The sequence below is a fragment of the Castellaniella sp. genome (assembly GCF_041675725.1).
Classification (GTDB): domain Bacteria; phylum Pseudomonadota; class Gammaproteobacteria; order Burkholderiales; family Burkholderiaceae_B; genus Castellaniella.
In genome coordinates this window covers 37,292-52,230 of record NZ_JBAYTI010000015.1, presented here as the reverse complement: position 1 = coordinate 52,230, position 14,939 = coordinate 37,292, and the positions used below count along the sequence as shown (strand labels likewise).

General features: G+C 58.8%; 18 protein-coding genes. 8 read left to right on the top strand and 10 right to left on the bottom strand.

Annotated features, from left to right (window positions below; all coding sequences use genetic code 11):
* The first annotated feature begins 248 nt into the window (after window positions 1–248).
* From WCZ84_RS04795 to WCZ84_RS04780, 4 genes are read left to right on the top strand one after another with little or no spacing between them, the layout of a single operon-like run.
* Window positions 249–545, top strand: coding sequence for a type II toxin-antitoxin system RelE/ParE family toxin (locus WCZ84_RS04795; protein ID WP_372685124.1), 297 nt, complete (start codon window positions 249–251; stop codon window positions 543–545).
* 9 nt (window positions 546–554) lie between these two features.
* Window positions 555–839: a HigA family addiction module antitoxin gene (locus WCZ84_RS04790; protein ID WP_372685122.1), complete on the top strand. Its 285-nt coding sequence runs from the start codon at window positions 555–557 to the stop codon at window positions 837–839.
* On the top strand, window positions 832–1,038 hold the full coding sequence (gene nrdD / locus WCZ84_RS04785) for an anaerobic ribonucleoside-triphosphate reductase (RefSeq protein WP_372685121.1): 207 nt from the start codon (window positions 832–834) through the stop codon (window positions 1,036–1,038). The genes WCZ84_RS04790 and nrdD overlap by 8 nt, the downstream gene beginning before the upstream one ends.
* 3 nt (window positions 1,039–1,041) lie before the next feature.
* Complete coding sequence (locus WCZ84_RS04780; RefSeq protein ID WP_372685120.1) at window positions 1,042–1,794, top strand: anaerobic ribonucleoside-triphosphate reductase activating protein; 753 nt, start codon at window positions 1,042–1,044, stop codon at window positions 1,792–1,794.
* Between the two features lie 100 nt (window positions 1,795–1,894).
* Here the strand turns inward: WCZ84_RS04780 and WCZ84_RS04775 are convergent, their stop codons facing one another.
* The 4 genes from WCZ84_RS04775 to WCZ84_RS04760 form a co-directional block, all read right to left on the bottom strand.
* A complete protein-coding gene (locus tag WCZ84_RS04775) occupies window positions 1,895–3,157 on the bottom strand; it encodes a type II toxin-antitoxin system HipA family toxin (protein ID WP_372685119.1) in 1,263 nt (420 codons plus the stop codon).
* Window positions 3,150–3,464 carry a helix-turn-helix domain-containing protein gene (locus WCZ84_RS04770; protein WP_372685118.1) on the bottom strand — a complete coding sequence of 105 codons (315 nt, stop codon included), beginning with the start codon at window positions 3,462–3,464 and terminating at the stop codon, window positions 3,150–3,152. The genes WCZ84_RS04775 and WCZ84_RS04770 overlap by 8 nt, the downstream gene beginning before the upstream one ends.
* 266 nt (window positions 3,465–3,730) lie before the next feature.
* Entirely contained in the window at window positions 3,731–3,994 is a 264-nt protein-coding gene (locus WCZ84_RS04765) for a Txe/YoeB family addiction module toxin (protein WP_372685117.1), read from the bottom strand.
* Window positions 3,991–4,236: a type II toxin-antitoxin system Phd/YefM family antitoxin gene (locus WCZ84_RS04760; RefSeq protein WP_372685116.1), complete on the bottom strand. Its 246-nt coding sequence runs from the start codon at window positions 4,234–4,236 to the stop codon at window positions 3,991–3,993. Before WCZ84_RS04760 ends, WCZ84_RS04765 begins: the two co-directional genes overlap by 4 nt.
* Window positions 4,237–4,398: 162 nt before the next feature.
* Between WCZ84_RS04760 and WCZ84_RS04755 the strand changes: the two genes are divergently transcribed.
* The gene (locus WCZ84_RS04755) at window positions 4,399–5,046 is read left to right on the top strand and encodes a DsbA family oxidoreductase (protein WP_372685115.1); all 648 of its coding nucleotides are present in this window, start codon (window positions 4,399–4,401) and stop codon (window positions 5,044–5,046) included.
* A gap of 264 nt (window positions 5,047–5,310) precedes the next feature.
* On the opposite strand, the gene WCZ84_RS04750 is transcribed toward WCZ84_RS04755, so the two are convergent.
* The 4 genes from WCZ84_RS04750 to ftsH all read right to left on the bottom strand — a co-directional run bounded on the left by WCZ84_RS04750 (window position 5,311) and on the right by ftsH (window position 9,283).
* Window positions 5,311–6,120, bottom strand: coding sequence for a DUF4435 domain-containing protein (locus tag WCZ84_RS04750; RefSeq protein ID WP_372685114.1), 810 nt, complete (start codon window positions 6,118–6,120; stop codon window positions 5,311–5,313).
* Between the two features lie 263 nt (window positions 6,121–6,383).
* The gene (locus WCZ84_RS04745) at window positions 6,384–7,010 is read right to left on the bottom strand and encodes a response regulator (RefSeq protein ID WP_372685113.1); all 627 of its coding nucleotides are present in this window, start codon (window positions 7,008–7,010) and stop codon (window positions 6,384–6,386) included.
* Window positions 7,011–7,145: 135 nt separating this feature from the next.
* A complete protein-coding gene (locus tag WCZ84_RS04740; protein ID WP_372685112.1) occupies window positions 7,146–7,349 on the bottom strand; it encodes a hypothetical protein in 204 nt (67 codons plus the stop codon).
* 104 nt (window positions 7,350–7,453) lie between these two features.
* A complete protein-coding gene (gene ftsH / locus WCZ84_RS04735; RefSeq protein WP_372685111.1) occupies window positions 7,454–9,283 on the bottom strand; it encodes an ATP-dependent zinc metalloprotease FtsH in 1,830 nt (609 codons plus the stop codon).
* Between the two features lie 303 nt (window positions 9,284–9,586).
* Here ftsH and WCZ84_RS04730 point away from each other — a divergent pair, with 303 nt between their 5' ends.
* Window positions 9,587–10,747 (top strand): hypothetical protein, encoded by a 1,161-nt coding sequence (locus WCZ84_RS04730; RefSeq protein ID WP_372685110.1) that lies wholly within the window; start codon window positions 9,587–9,589, stop codon window positions 10,745–10,747.
* A 53-nt stretch (window positions 10,748–10,800) separates the two neighbouring features.
* On the opposite strand, the gene WCZ84_RS04725 is transcribed toward WCZ84_RS04730, so the two are convergent.
* Together WCZ84_RS04725 and WCZ84_RS04720 are read right to left on the bottom strand one after the other, a co-directional pair.
* Window positions 10,801–11,556, bottom strand: coding sequence for an SDR family NAD(P)-dependent oxidoreductase (locus WCZ84_RS04725; protein WP_372685109.1), 756 nt, complete (start codon window positions 11,554–11,556; stop codon window positions 10,801–10,803).
* Between the two features lie 51 nt (window positions 11,557–11,607).
* Window positions 11,608–12,348: a FadR/GntR family transcriptional regulator gene (locus tag WCZ84_RS04720; RefSeq protein ID WP_372685108.1), complete on the bottom strand. Its 741-nt coding sequence runs from the start codon at window positions 12,346–12,348 to the stop codon at window positions 11,608–11,610.
* Window positions 12,349–12,736: 388 nt separating this feature from the next.
* Between WCZ84_RS04720 and WCZ84_RS04715 the strand changes: the two genes are divergently transcribed.
* Entirely contained in the window at window positions 12,737–13,984 is a 1,248-nt protein-coding gene (locus WCZ84_RS04715) for a branched-chain amino acid ABC transporter substrate-binding protein (RefSeq protein WP_372685107.1), read from the top strand.
* 13 nt (window positions 13,985–13,997) lie between these two features.
* Window positions 13,998–14,939, top strand: coding sequence for a branched-chain amino acid ABC transporter permease (locus WCZ84_RS04710; RefSeq protein WP_372685106.1), 942 nt, complete (start codon window positions 13,998–14,000; stop codon window positions 14,937–14,939).

Genomic DNA, 14,939 nt, shown 5'->3' with positions numbered 1-14,939 from the left:
TCGATTGGGGACATCGGCATTGACTCCATTAAACGTGTTCTTCGCAAAAACAAGTCTAATGAATGTCGCTGTCCCCCGTTCGTGATGGAGAGCCATCCACTGGCCCGGTGCGCGACGGGCCTTGCCAGGAAACTGCTCCAGTCGTCGACTGCCACCCGAGACGGAAAGCGGACAACACCTCCAGAAAATAGCCGCCCGTGAGCGGGCCGCTTCTTGTCTATCGTGTAGCGATGCTATACACTGCACAGATGATCAAGAGCTTCCGACACAAAGGCCTCCAGGCCTTCTTCGAGACAGGATCAAAAGCGGGCATTCAGGCCAAGCACGCAGTGCAGCTGAACATACAGCTGACGGCCCTCAACGCGGCAATTAGCTCCCAAGACATGAACGCTCCTGGATGGAAGCTGCACAAGCTCTCCGGAAATAATCCGAAGGGTCAACCAGTCCAGGATCACTGGTCCGTGTCGGTCAGCGGTAACTGGCGCCTCACCTTCCACTTCGAAGGCCAGGACGCCATCCTGGTGGATTACCAGGACTATCACTAGGAGAACACCATGCATATGCACAACCCTGCACACCCAGGCTTGGTGCTTCGCGAGTACCTGGGCGATCTGACCGTCACAGATGCGGCCGGGCGTTTGGGTATCACCCGTACCGCCCTATCTCGAATCCTGAACGGCTCGGCTGGCATTTCGGCAGACATGGCATTGCGACTTCGCGATGCTCTGGGAACCAGCGCCGAAATGTGGATCAACATGCAGGCTCAGTACGATCTGTGGCAGGCCGAGCAAAAACCGCGACCTGTCGTCACGCCCTTTCGGGAGCCAGCGCATGCGTGAGGGTTGGCGTGAAGCACAGCCTCCAGGCACCCATCAGCAATTGCAAGACAGCGAGCGCCAGCCTTGCGAAATCTGGACGCGCGTCATGGGCTATCACCGACCCGTGTCGTCGTTCAATATCGGCAAAAAGGGTGAATTCTTCGAGCGCCGCTTCTTTGCCGAGAGCAGCGCTGGCCTCGCGGGCGCACAGGCGCATTGAGCCATGGAGGCGGTCGCAAACCCTCCCAGAATCCGCCCGGGCAGCCGAAGCGGCGGAATCAAGGTCGGTGGCCTGGTGCCGTTTACCGCCACCGACTATCCGGGGCTGCTGGCCGCCGTGATCTTCACCCAGGGCTGCCCCTGGCGCTGCGGCTACTGCCACAATCCCCACCTGCAACCGCGCACGGCCGACAGCCCCATGCCGTGGGATGACGTCATGAGTTTTCTGAAGCGGAGGCGGGGCCTGATCGATGGCGTGGTCTTCAGCGGGGGCGAGCCCACCATGGATCCGGGGCTGGAATCGGCTATCGGGCAGGGCCGTGCGCTTGGCTACCGGGTGGGCCTGCACACGGGCGGCACCCACCCGCGCCGGCTCGCGCGCGTCTTGCCCAGCGTGGACTGGGTGGGGCTGGACATCAAGGCCCAATTCGCCGACTACGAGAAAGTGACGCAGGTGCAAGGCAGTGGCGTGCCGGCGCAAGCGAGCCTGCTGGCCGTGCTCAAGAGCGGGGTGGACTTCGAGTGCCGCACCACGGCCCATCCCGATCTCATCACACCCGATCAACTGCTGGACCTGGGGTGCCTGCTGGCGGGCCTGGGGGTGCGCCACTATGCCGTGCAGATCTTTCGGACGCAGGGATGCACCGATGAAACGCTCAATGCGCACGGCCAGTCCCTGGGCGACTGGCCCGGGGCCGCGGTCAGCAGTGCGCTCGCGGCGCTGTTTCCCTCGTTCACCCTGCGCCGGGCCGTCTGACCAGTCTTGCTATGATTTCTTAAGGGTACCTCACCTGAAGTCAAGGTCATGCCTACTCGCAACGTTGTCTTGACCGAACACCAGCAGAGTCCAGGGGCTTTTATCGAAGCAAGCGGATGTTCTCGTCGATTCGGCCTTGCACGGTGCGCAGCGTCTCCTGGGTGATTCGACCCGGGTGCAGTCGCCTGGCAAGCGTGGTGAAGCCACTGGCTGACTGACAGGTACGGTCGATGATAGCCGCAATTTCGTGCGCTGACAGGTCCGTCTCTTCTGAGCCGAGAGCCAGCAGGTGCTTGCGGGTGATGTTCAGGGCCTCACCCATCAGATCCATCTGGTGGTAGCCGCCCGGCCCTTCGCAAAAGGTCACGTCGTACGCCGGAGTCAACGCCCATTGGCCGGCGGCTGACATGATGTACGCGAAATTCTTGGGGTGGTCGTCGCGGTTGTTGAACACGACGTTGAAGACGGCGCGCTCGAATGCCCGCGCTTTTTCGCGCACGTCATTGGTGCAAAGCCCGGTCGCCCGCAGGAAGCCGACATAGTCCAGCTCGCCCGGATTGCGAAAGTTGGCGCCGGTGAAGGCGGCAAGGCTTTGCATGGGCACGCGCATGTCTTGCTGCCGGTCAAAGCGCTTGCTGGCAAAGGCCGCCTGACCATTGGGCAGCTCGAAGTATTCTGTTTGCGGTGTGTCGATGTCGCATTCGCGCAGGCATTCGGCATAGATCGCCTCGATGGTGCACACTTCGGGATGCTCATGCTGCGCGGGAAACTTGACCATCCAGGCTTCCAGGCCAGGTGCCGGCGCAGTGGTGAAGTTTTCGTGCCCGGCATCGCGGTACAGCAATGCCTTCGGTCGTGCGCCGTGCGGCGAGCCGCCTATCTGCAACAGTTTCTGCAAGAAGGCGCCGCCCGCGCCACTGAGGACGTCCTGGATTTCCGCGGCCAGTTCAGCCAGGGTGATGTCCTCGAGAGCGGCAGATGCCTCTGAAGCCGCAGGCTCAAACGACATCGCCCCCATGGTCCGGGAGCCGATATAGGCCAGCCGTGACAAAGGGCTGATGCGCGCGGGGTTGAGTCCGCGGCGTTTGAACAGGCGGTCCATCAGCAGCATACCCCAGCCGTCGGGCAGCGCATCATAAACCGGCCCGGGCAGGCCCATTTGGTGGTCGGGAAAGCCTTTGCGCAGCCTGGGGCCTTGCAAGGGCAGGCGCAAGGCGGACAGTTCCAGCCCCCGGCTCAGCGCCTCGTCGCTGAATTCAAATGCGATCAGGGGGCGGCCTGTGATCGCGCTGGAGGAGACCAGCGAACCCCATCGCCAATGCTCCCCCCAGCCGTCGTAATAGACGTTGATGTGCTCAGGCATTGTCGGCCTTCTTTCTGATTCGCTGGCGCCGGCTGCTGCTTTCGTAGCGCAACATGTCGTCGAGACTGTCCAGCCTGGGTTTGAACAGATTCCCCAGTTCATCGGTCCGCCCCAGCACCATGGCAACGCGCACGAGGCTCTCGAATGCGACACTGCGACCCGCTTCCAGATTGGACAGGGTGCTGACCCCAATGCCGGCGCGTGCGGCCACTTCGGCCTGGGTCATCTGGCGAGCCAGCCGCTCAGTGCGCAGGCGCGTACAGAGCAGCTTGACTATTTCGCTGGGTTTGTTAAGCGATAAATCCATAATTCTAAGTATAAGCTCAATATCTAGAACTTAATATGTCGAATTATAGAATTAAGTGTATTCGCTCGCCAGATGTGACAATGCCTGGCGCGCGTAATTGCAGCATTGACATCCTCCCCGTCCTGCAGGCGGGAGATTCCTACGGCGCTCATGTGCGGTGCGGCATCGAACCGCCCCTGAGTCGCTTCGGTGGGTGATCGAAAGCGGATCATCGTTGATGTTCGCTTTCGACCCAAAGCAGCCAGTCGCTCCGACTGTCAGAGTGGCTACTCGTAATGCGTCCACATTCTCAAAACACGGACGGTACGTTCCTGGATGAACACCTCATACACCAATCGATGCAGGATATTGATTCTGCGGGAATAGGCGCCAGAGAGATCGCCGACCAGCCTTTCGTAAGGCGGCGGATTCTGCAACGGGTCAGTTACCAGTATTCCAATCAGTGCTTGCACTTTGGTCTTGAAGCCAGCCGCAGCAACCTTTTTCGCATCCTTGAGCGCTGCATGTGCGTAGACGACCTGCCAAGTCACCAATCAAGCTCCTTGGCACTGCTTGCCAGGGGTTCCGCCATCCCTTTCTTGATGGAGTTGCGCATGCCTGGTATGGAAGTCAGATACAGGGTTTCCTGGATGGCATCCCAATCTGCCTCGGAGATAAGCACCGCGCTCGAACGCTTGCCGGCAATTCGAATCGGCTGGTGAGACTCGGCTGCTTGGTCGATCAGGCGATAGAGGTTGGCACGTGCCTCGGTTGCAGTCATTGTTATGGACATGGTACATCTCCTAAACATACCTATATCGTACGTTTTTACGTACGTTTGGTCAAGCGCAGTGGCACTTGTTAGAAGTCGACCAATAGCAGACAGTCGAGTACGGTGAAAGCCGCCACTCTCAGATAAAATACAGCAGTTGCCAGTTATCGACAGGAGCGTCACATGGTCACCCGCATTAAGATCGATTTCGTCTCCGACGTGTCTTGTCCCTGGTGCGCGGTGGGATTGAGCTCTATTGAGCAGGCATTGTCCAGGATCGATGGCGAAATCGAAGCGGAACTTCACTTCCAACCCTTCGAGCTGAACCCTGGCATGCCGCCTGAAGGGCAGGATACCGTTGAGCGCCTATCGCACAAGTACGGCATAACGCCGGAACAGGTCCGCCACAATGGCGAAGTCATCACGGCGCGCGGCCGCGAGGTCGGCTTCACCTTCAACATGGACAAACGCACACGCACCTACAACACCTTCGATGCACACCGACTGCTGTATTGGGCTGATCTTGAAGGACACCAGTTGGCGTTGAAGCATGCGCTGTTAAAGGCCTATTTCACTGATGGCGAGGACCCCAGTGATCACGAGACTCTGATCAGGCTATGCCGAGAGTCGGGGCTGAATAAAGACCGCGCGCGCGAGATTCTGGACTCCAAAGAATATTCGGCGGAAGTGCGGGCGCGCGAACGCTTTTATACTGGGCAGGGTATCAATTCCGTCCCTTCCATCATTCTGAATGACCGGTATCTGATCCAGGGGGGGCAGTCCCCTGAAGCATTCGAGCAGGCGTTGCGACAGGTTGCGGAAACCGGGTGAATCTCAGGGAAGCTCACTGCTCCCCAGTGTCTGTACCCCAAGGCATTGTTGCGTCCAAGGGCTTTAGGTTTTCGGGCAGCTTGGGGGCAGCCGCGCCTCGCGCGCGGCCGCCTGGGCCGCAATAGATGGCTTCTTGTGTTTCACGGGCATATCCATGGCAAAGATCCCGGTGACCGGTGCCAGGCTGCCAAGCACCACGCGGTGTGTCTGGGCGCGATTGAGTACTGATATAGGACCCCCTCGCCACTTTCTCTATCAGCGTATTTAAGTTCCATCAAAGGGGTTTGGCACAATTTTCGATACAACTTTGCGCAACTCTACATCGCTGCCTAGCATCTTAATCACGTAGTGTTCATATTGTGAAGGACCAGCAAAACCTAAAATATTAGCTATGGCTTTGGGTGCATTCGTCGCCTTAATCTTGTATTTTTTTACTAGATCGAGCCAATTTTCTGCACCTGCCAGTCGGTCAATGTCCGCTTTTGCATCGGCAATGAGCTTTGGCCCGTTGATACTCTCTTTCTCATGAACTGATGTAGCAAACGTATTGTCGTCGAGCATCGCCCTCAAGTATTTCTCACGGTAGGTACGGTAAGCCGACATCTTTGCCAGATGACCTAAATCGCCGAGGGAGTTTATAGCTTTGTTTAAAACATCACCAATAGATATTTTCTCAGCCGACCACTTGATCATTTGTTTTATTACGGCAGGATGATAATAGATCGATTCGATAGCATAGACGCTTAATGTGGTAATTCCCATTTTGCTTAAATTTTCAGTATCCTCTCGATTGTCACCACCCACGAGTCCTTTACTTTCCATATGGTGGAGGTTGGAGACATTTTTCAACCCTACGATGGCATCACGAACATCCAGACATGTACCAACCGGCACGATTGTGACTCCATCAAAAATTTGTTGATAAATCGGGTAATCTAGGCTCTGATCTTTTCCTTCTACGAAGAGAACCTTATGTCTGGCTCCATAAATAGCTTCGCTTACCGAGGGTGGTAGGTTGCCTATATCTGATACTAATTCAGCCTGCCATATCATATCGCCAAAGTATTCGTACATGACTAAGATATTGGGATTGCTGCCGTCTCTAGGCAGTGACAGTACCTGACATCAATGATCGTTTGCATTGGCTGCTACCGTTCACCTTGAGCCACTAAAATCGCTTACCTGCTTCTGGCCGATTGTAGTCAAAGGTCGATGGCCGAGTCCGGCCCGAAGTGGACAGTGAATGATTACCTTAAAAAAGGGAGAAATTTAACCGTTTCCTTTCAGCGACGTGCCGCTTGCGGTACGTCCACTACAACGAATGGTTAGCCTTTATCTCACAACGGAAGCATGCTCAGGAGCGTCGTCCCGGACGACGTAATTCCAGACACTCCAGCGTCCAAGGCCTGTTTACGCAGATTTTTTGCAGCCCAACCGCCGCAAAATATGTATATCGGCGTTTGCACGCTCAGCTCCTTCAGTTGCCTTGTTAAATCTAGACCGGCCTGATTTCCTTCAGGCCGCCCCATGTCCGAGATAACTATGTCGTAGTTAACTGTCTTGATTTTGGCGACTGCTTCGTCTGTGCTCAGTGCCGTATCAACCATCGCACCGCGCTCAGTTAGACCGGCTACCAAGTAGCTATTGTTCTTTGGTTCGTCATCAACCCAAAGAATTCTTTTTCTGGAAAATTGAGATTCAGTAGAAGTCCGTGTAATTGCTCCTGGAGCTTGTTTCTCCATCTCGGCGACCTTTGCTTGCAAATCCGTAAGAATTGCTCGCTGCTGCTCGGAAACCTCCTCCATCGTAAGCTCGTTACCGGCGACCTTGATTGTGAATTTGCGTTCGCGGGCCGAATCGACAAGAACTCGGATCGGCCCATACAACTTGTAGAGCAGAACTGCAAACATGATTGGCCAAGCTAATGCTGCCAAAGCAGAAATAAGTTTCGCCAAATCGGCCACAGGTGCTCTCCAATCAAAGTTAACGTCTGAATTAAACTGCCTGGGCTTCCCTCGATTGTCTGCCTGACCACGGGAAGTCCACTATGTCCGCTCCTGGCCGAAAGCAGCCATCCACACGGCTACCTTCACCCTATATCACCTCATTAATAATTTGCCAAGTTCAGGCATCATCCAGTACATAAGAACCGCGGTACTGAGGATGGTCTTCGAGCTGGGTTGATTGTCCGCATTGTCGATGTTCAGAACGTGCTCTGCGCTGTCGATGTTCGGATTGGCGATGCCCATTTCTCCAAAATGCATATCATCGTTCGCCAACTTGGTGGCCAGTTGCCTGTCCACCCCCATCAGGTAGTGACATAAACAATCCCAAAGGCGTGTCTACGTGCTTGGCAAACGCGTACGTTCGGCTATACGCACCTTCCTGGCCGGGCGCAGATCCGCGACTATGCCTGATCAGCCCTGCGCCGACTCTCTTCGCAAAACGGCTGCAGATCGGCCTCGTCCAGGGTTTCCTTTTCCAACAGCAGTTTCGCCGAACGGTCGAGCAGATCCCTGCGCGCTTCGAGCAGGGTCATGGTGCGCTCGAGCACCTGGCCGATGATGCGCTGCACTTCCGCGTCGATGGCCGAAGCGGTCTCGTCTGAATAATGACGTTCCTCGGGATAGAAAGTCACTTGATCCGGCGCCAGAAAACTGCGTCGATCCTTTTCCAGCGCCACATGGCCCAGCCGGTCGCTCATGCCGTAGCGCGTGACCATGGCGCGGGCGATGTCCGTAACCCGGGCCAAGTCGTCGGCCGCACCCGTAGACAGGTGGCCAAAGACCAGTTTCTCCGCCGCGCGACCACCGAGCAGCACCGCCATCTTGTTTTCCAGTTCTTCCGCGGTCATGAGGAAGCGCTCTTCGGTGGGGCGTTGGATTGTATAGCCCAGCGCACCGATCCCGCGTGGGATGATCGAAACCTTGTGAATGGAATCGCTGCCCGGCAATGCCATGGCCACCAGTGCGTGCCCCATTTCGTGGTACGCGGTGATCTCGCGCTCCTTCGGAATGAGCAGCCGGTTGCGCTTTTCCAGGCCGGCCACGATGCGCTCGATGGCGTGGGTGAAATCCACCATCGAAACAGAGTCGGCCCGGCGGCGCGTGGCCAGCAGCGTGGCCTCGTTGACCAGATTGGCCAGATCGGCACCCGTAAAGCCGGGCGTAAGCGCGGCGATTTCTTCTGGTGAGACGTCGGCCGCCAGTTTGGATTTTTTCAGATGCACGCCGAGGATCTGCACCCGGCCACGGCGGTCGGGCCGGTCGACCAGCACCTGACGGTCGAAGCGGCCTGACCGCAGAAGTGCCGGGTCGAGGATTTCCGGGCGGTTCGTGGCCGCCAGCAGCACCAGGCCGCGGGATGGATCGAAACCGTCCAGTTCTGCGAGCAATTGATTGAGCGTCTGCTCTTTTTCATCATGCCCGCCGAACGCCGGCCCCATGCCCCGGGCGCGCCCAAGCGCATCGAGCTCATCGATGAAAATGATGGCGGGTGCCTTGGCCCGTGCCTGTTCGAACAGGTCGCGCACCCGGGCGGCACCCACGCCTACGAACATTTCAACGAATTCTGAACCCGAAATGGAGAAAAAAGGCACCCCCGCTTCACCGGCCACGGCGCGTGCCAGCAGCGTCTTGCCGGTGCCTGGGGGGCCGACGAGCAAAATCCCCTTGGGCAGGCGTCCGCCCAGGCGGCCATAGCCGTCCGGATCCTTGAGAAAATCGATGATCTCCTTCAACTCGTCCTTGGCCTCGTCGACGCCCGCCACGTCGTCGAAAGTCACGCCGGTGTCCTGCTGCATGTAGACGCGCGCCTTGGATTTGCCGATCTGCATCAGGCCGCCGCCCATGCCTGTGCCGACGCGCCTGAGCAGAAAGATCCAGACGCCGGCAAAAAGCAGCGCCGGGATCACCCATGAAAGCAGGTCGCGCAGGAAGGTGCTTTCAATCTGCCCGGTGACCACGACCCGATGCGCCTGTAACTCACGGGCCAAGTCCGGCTCGACGCGCGTCGTGGAAAACTGGGTATGACCATCCACGGGCTGGCTGAATGTTCCGCGGATATGCTGGTCCGACACGGCCACTTCGGCCACCCTGCCTTCATCTACATAGGTCAGGAACTGGCTATATGGGATTTGAACCACCTGCGTGGAGGCCGTAAAGAAATACTGGAAGAGCAGCAGGGCGAACATCGCCCCGATCCAGTACCAGACGTTGAAGCGCGTTTTTTTATCCAACTCCATCGGTCCGGCTCCCGGCAGTCGCGCAGCGAAAAAAGATAGTCATGGTCACCTTGTGGCTTTCTGGCAAGTGGGTGAATGAAGGCGATGCCGCCATGGCCAACCATCAATATACACTCTCACCGGCCAGGGTTTTCTGTCATGTGCCGCAGCGGCGCCCTGCAGCGTCGGGCTGTTGATGGTAAGGTGAGCACGACCAGTCGCGACATCACCGGGCACTTGCTGCTCGACACCCCGAATCGGGTGTCATCGGCGCAAGACTGAAGCCCGCCGGGGAAACCCCAAACGGGAGTACGCAATATGCACACGCTGTCCAAAGACGCCATCAAGCCTTTGCTGGAACCACACGCCGGGCCGTGCCTTTCGCTCTACCAGGCGACCCATCGCATGCACCCGGACAACGCCGGGGATCTCATCAACTACAAGAACCTCGTGCGCCAGCTGGCTGAAAAGCTTCAGGCCGCGACGCCCTCAGCCGACCATGCAGATTTGTTGGCCCCCTTGCATGAGCTTGCCCAAGACCGTGAGTTTTGGAACCACACGCTCGATGGCCTGGCTATTCTACGCGCGCCGGATTTTCTGCGAATATTCGTGCTGGCCAGGCCAGTCCCCAACCTGGCCATCGTCTCCGACACCTGGCACGTCAAGCCCTTGCTGCGCCAGACGCAGACCGCGGGCCGCTTCCAGGTTCTGTGCCTGACCCGCGACAGAATGTGGCTTTGCGAAGGCAACCGAGACGAAATGCATGCGCTGCAGTCTGCCCCGGAAGTCCCGCAGACCATCCAGGACGCATTGGGCGACCAGCTCACGGAACCCTATCAAAAGGTGTCGTCCTATGGCATGGGTCCAGCCGGTGGGCGGGGCCATGCCACACGCCATGGACACGGCAACAAGAGCGACGAGCTCCAAGTCGATACGCCGCGGTTTTTCCGCGTGATCGATGGCATGGTGCTCAAACACCATTCCCGGCCCAGCGGTCTACCGCTCGTGCTTGCATCGCTTGCAGAGCACCAGGCGGTGTTTCGCAAGCTGTCAGGGAATCCGTTTCTCCTGCCCGAAGGCATAGAACTGGATCCCGGCCTGCTCGACATGGAGGATCTGCGTGCCCGGGCATGGAAGGTCATCGAGCCACACTACCATCAAGAAACGCGCGCGCTGGTGGATCGCTTTCGCGCGCAACACGGCACAGGCCTGGCAACGGATGATCTGCAAAAAGTGGCAGACGCCACACTGGCGGGCCGGGTGCAGGCCCTGCTGGTGGACGTGGATCGCCACATCCCGGGGAAACTGGATGCTGCGACGCGTCAGGTCCAGTTGCCGCAGGGGTCGGAAACCCTCGATGCCGATGACATCCTCGACGATCTGGCGGAAGCGGTGCTGCGGCAAGGGGGCGAAGTCCTGATGATCCCCGGCGACGTCATGCCGGGCGACACAGGCGTGGCCGCCATACTGCGCTACTGAGAATCACAGGCATACGCACCACCCGCAAGCGCCTGCTGGATGTCGTTTTCTGTTCAAACGATATACAGGCCACCGTTGACGTGCAGGGTTTCGCCGGTGATGAACGAAGCCAGATTAGAGCACAAGAAGGCGATGGCGCCCGCCACTTCGTCTGCCTGTCCCCACCGTTGCATGGGGGTTGCGGCGAGCAGGGCATCGCCTTGTTCGCGCACCAGCGCTTCGGTCATGTGCGTGGCGATGATGCCGGGCGCAACCAGGTTCACCCGGGTCGTCGGCGCGAGTTCGCGCGCCAGGCTTTTACTTAGGCTGCTGACCGCCCCCTTGGACGCGGCGTAATGCGCGTGGCCATGGCTGCCGCGGTGCCCCGCCATGGAGCTCAGGTTGACGATGGCGCTATCGCGGCTGAGATACGGCAGGCTGGCGCGGCACATGTAGAAGGTGCCATCGAGGTTGACCGCCATGAGTGCGCGCCACTGCGCGTCGGTCATGCTGGCCACGGGTTGCGCGGGGTAGAGGCCTGCCGCGTTGACCAGATAGTCGACGGTGCCGTACCGTTGTGCCACCGCCTCGAACAGCCTCTGGCAGGCCGCTGAATCGGATATGTCGGCCGCGTGCAGGCTCACGCGCTCGGCGGCGTCTGCAGGAAACGTGTTTGCGGGAAACGTTTTAACCATGGCCTCGAGCGCCGCCTGCGACAGGTCGCACAGCATCACGTTGGCGCCCGCCGCGTGCAGGCGTTGTGCCGTGGCGTGGCCGATGCCGCCGGCCGCGCCCGTTATGACGGCAGTCTTGCCGTGGAAATCGATCATGTGAGTGCTCCGGAATCGTTGAAATCGAAGGCGGGGTCCAGATCTGCCGACTCAGTCCTGCAGATAGATCTGCAGACGCTTGGCGGCATTGCTCAGGTGGCGCCCCGCGGCCTGTGACGCGGCGCGAGGATCGCCGGCTTTGATGGCGGCATAGATGGCGCGGTGTTCTTCCTGCACGTCTTCGACCAGTGCGATCAGGTTGGCGCGCGTGTTGCTGCGTGCACGCCGGATCAGGCGGCGCACATTGTGTTCGAGGTGCTTGCTGAGTGCCTGATAGTGTGGATTATGCGTCGCGTTGACGATGGCCTGGTGGAAGGCGAAGTCTTGCTCGTCGCCCAGCCGGTCGTGGGCGATTTCGTACTCCATGCCGACCAGCGCGCGGCGGATGTTCTTCAGGTCGGCCTCGGTGCGCCGTTGCGCCGCGAGGCGTGCCGCGGCGGTCTCGAAGGCCGCCAGCAGCTCGATGACCATGGCCAGCGACTCTTTTTCGTCGAGTGCGACCAGTTGCAGGCGGAAGGCGTCCTGGTAGTTGGGCTCACTCACGAAGACGCCGCTGCCCGCGCGCGAGACGACCAGCCCTTCCGACTTCAGTTGCGAGAGGGCTTCGCGTACGACGGCCCGGCTGACGGAGAACTGCTGACACAGCTCGCGTTCGGTTGGGATCCGGTCGCCCACGGTGTAGCGCCCTTCGCGGATGGCCGTGATCAGGTAGTCGGCGATTTCGTCGGGAAGATTGGTGGCGGCCAAGACGGCTGGGTCTGCCGCCGCTTCAGGTGCAGTTGTACGTTCCATGTGTTGATCTTAGACCACTTGGTTCATCTATCTCAAGAGTTTTTGCTCAAACTGCCTGACAGCTTTCAAATTCTGTGACAGATCGCCTATGTGCTGTTTTACGATTGCTTCCGGAGCCTGTCAAGGGGATTTTCCTATTATTGAAATAATACTATAACCAATTGATTAATAATAGTAAATCTATATTTATCATCGTTTTGGATGAATGGCTTGATTGAGCATATCTCGGTAAATAGGTGATTACCCTTAATTCTGCAAAATCGAGTTGACATGATTAACAGAATCTTTCTAGACTGAATCTGTCTGACAGCTTATGCCCGACGCGCCCTGGTCATTCAAGCCATGGGCGGATTCATTCCGATCAACATACGAATTTCAGGAGACCCCCATGTCCATTCATGTTGTCGTCAAACCCTTGGTGCTCTGTGCCGCACTGTCGATGGTCGGCATGACCACCCAGGCCGAGCCCTTGAAAATCGCCATCGTCGAAACGCTGTCCGGCCCACAGGCTTCTACCGGGCTGATGTTCCGCGACGCCACGCGCTACGCCATCAACAAGATCAACGACGAGGGCGGCTGGAATGGCGAGCCCATCAAACTGCTGGAATACGATAGCCAGGGCACGCCCGCCGGGGCGGCCGAAAAACTCAAGGCAGCCATTGCAGACGGCGCCCAAATGGTCGTGCAGGGTGCCTCGTCGGCCATAGCCGGCCAGCTGAGCGAAGACATCCGCAAGTACGATATCCGCAACCCCGGCAAAGAAGTGCTTTACCTGAACGTGGGGGCCGAGGCCATGGAACTCACGGGCAGCAAGTGCCATTTCCATGCATTCCGCTTCGCCGGCAACTCCGACAACAGCGTCAAGGCGCTGGTAGACGCCATGAAAGCCGCCAACGTGCTGGGCACCAAGGTCTACTCCATGAATCAGAACTATTCCTGGGGCGCAGACATGCAGGCTGCCATTCATCGCGAAGCCGAGCAAGGCGGCTATGAAGTCGTGGGCGAAATGCTCCACGACGTCAACAAGATCCAGGATTTCTCGCCGTATGTGCAAAAGATCGCCGCCAGCGGTGCGCAAACCGTCATCACCGGCAACTGGTCGAACGACTTGCTGCTGCTCATGAAATCGGCCAAGGCCAGCGGTCTCAATGTGCGCTTCGCCACGACATTCCTGGATCAGCCGGGCAACCTGGCAAACGCCGGGCACGTGGCGCTGGGAGCTTACGTGGTGCACCCCTTTGACGCCGAGGCCAATGACAGCGCGGGTGCGGCCTTCAGCGAAGATTTCAAGTCCAAGGTGGGTCATTATCCGGTGTATGTCGAGCCGCAGACCGTTTTTGGCCTGGAAATGGTGGGTCAGGCGTTGAAGGCCGTCGAACCCGAAGACGGCAAGCTCAACATCAACAAGCTCGCGCTGGCCATCGAGGACACCACGCTGAATACCCCGGTGGGCGAGTGGCGCATGCGCGCAGATGATCACCAGATCCTGTTGCCCATGGTCGTATCCGAGGTGACCACCGAGGCCAAGTTCAAGGTGGACGATACCGACATGGGCTTCCAGCCGGTACAACTGCTCAGCGGCGCAGAGGCCGAAGCGCCAGTGCAGGACACCTGCAAGATGAAGCGCCCGGCCTGATTCCTGCGTCGCCATGGATTACTTCATCGTTTCGTTGCTGAACGGGCTGATCTACGGGCTGCTGCTGTTCATGGTGTCGGCGGGCTTGACGCTGGTCTTCGGCATGATGGGCATTCTGAACTTCGCGCACGCGTCGTTCTACATGCTGGGGGCGTACGCTGCGTATGCCCTGCAGCCCGTCATCGGATTCTGGTGGGCAGTGGTCGTCGCCACGGTCTTGGTGGGTGGCGTCGGCGTGGTCACCGAGCGCTACTTTCTGCGCCCGGTGCACAAGTACGGCCACGCGCACGAGCTGCTGCTCACCTTCGGGCTGTCCTTCATCATCGCCGAACTGGTCAAGCTGTTCTTTGGCAACTATCCGGTCAATTACCGGGTACCGCAGGCGTTGTCGTTTTCCGCGTTTCACGTCGGCCCATCGGCGTATCCCTTCTATCGGCTGCTGATCGGGCTGGTGGCCATCGCCATGTTCGTGCTCATCTACCTGCTGCTGACGCGCACGCGGGTGGGCATCATCGTGCGCGCCGCCATCCGCCGGCCGGCCATGGCCGGCGCGCTAGGCCACAACGTTCCGGTCGTCTTCATGGCCGTCTTCGGCGTGGGGGCGGCGTTGGCGGGGCTGGCCGGCGCCATTGCCGGCGCGTTCTACACGACCAGCCCCAACATGGCGATCGAGCTCGCCGTCATGATGTTCGTCGTCGTGGTCATCGGCGGGCTGGGGTCGCTCGAGGGCGCCTTGCTCGCATCGCTCATCATCGGCCTGAGCACTTCGTTCAGCGTCGGTGTGGACGTCAGCCTTGCGCAGGTCCTGGCCTATGTGGGGATGGGCGATTGGGCGCGCGGCATAGGCGGGCTTCTCACGCTGAAGCTCTCCAGCCTATCGGGCACGATTCCCTACGCGCTGATGCTGTTGGTCCTGCTGATCCGGCCCTATGGCCTGATGGGCGCAAAGGAGTAA

Coding starts and splice junctions, on each gene's coding strand:
- WCZ84_RS04725 (WP_372685109.1), bottom strand. CDS start 11,556: ATGATCGATTTCCACGGCAAGACTGCCGTCATAACGGGCGCGGCCGGC.
- WCZ84_RS04770 (WP_372685118.1), bottom strand. CDS start 3,464: ATGGATTTATCGCTTAACAAACCCAGCGAAATAGTCAAGCTGCTCTGT.
- WCZ84_RS04710 (WP_372685106.1), top strand. CDS start 13,998: ATGGATTACTTCATCGTTTCGTTGCTGAACGGGCTGATCTACGGGCTG.
- WCZ84_RS04720 (WP_372685108.1), bottom strand. CDS start 12,348: ATGGAACGTACAACTGCACCTGAAGCGGCGGCAGACCCAGCCGTCTTG.
- WCZ84_RS04790 (WP_372685122.1), top strand. CDS start 555: ATGCATATGCACAACCCTGCACACCCAGGCTTGGTGCTTCGCGAGTAC.
- WCZ84_RS04755 (WP_372685115.1), top strand. CDS start 4,399: ATGGTCACCCGCATTAAGATCGATTTCGTCTCCGACGTGTCTTGTCCC.
- WCZ84_RS04775 (WP_372685119.1), bottom strand. CDS start 3,157: ATGCCTGAGCACATCAACGTCTATTACGACGGCTGGGGGGAGCATTGG.
- WCZ84_RS04715 (WP_372685107.1), top strand. CDS start 12,737: ATGTCCATTCATGTTGTCGTCAAACCCTTGGTGCTCTGTGCCGCACTG.
- nrdD (WP_372685121.1), top strand. CDS start 832: ATGCGTGAGGGTTGGCGTGAAGCACAGCCTCCAGGCACCCATCAGCAA.
- WCZ84_RS04760 (WP_372685116.1), bottom strand. CDS start 4,236: ATGTCCATAACAATGACTGCAACCGAGGCACGTGCCAACCTCTATCGC.
- WCZ84_RS04780 (WP_372685120.1), top strand. CDS start 1,042: ATGGAGGCGGTCGCAAACCCTCCCAGAATCCGCCCGGGCAGCCGAAGC.
- WCZ84_RS04750 (WP_372685114.1), bottom strand. CDS start 6,120: ATGTACGAATACTTTGGCGATATGATATGGCAGGCTGAATTAGTATCA.
- WCZ84_RS04795 (WP_372685124.1), top strand. CDS start 249: ATGATCAAGAGCTTCCGACACAAAGGCCTCCAGGCCTTCTTCGAGACA.
- WCZ84_RS04730 (WP_372685110.1), top strand. CDS start 9,587: ATGCACACGCTGTCCAAAGACGCCATCAAGCCTTTGCTGGAACCACAC.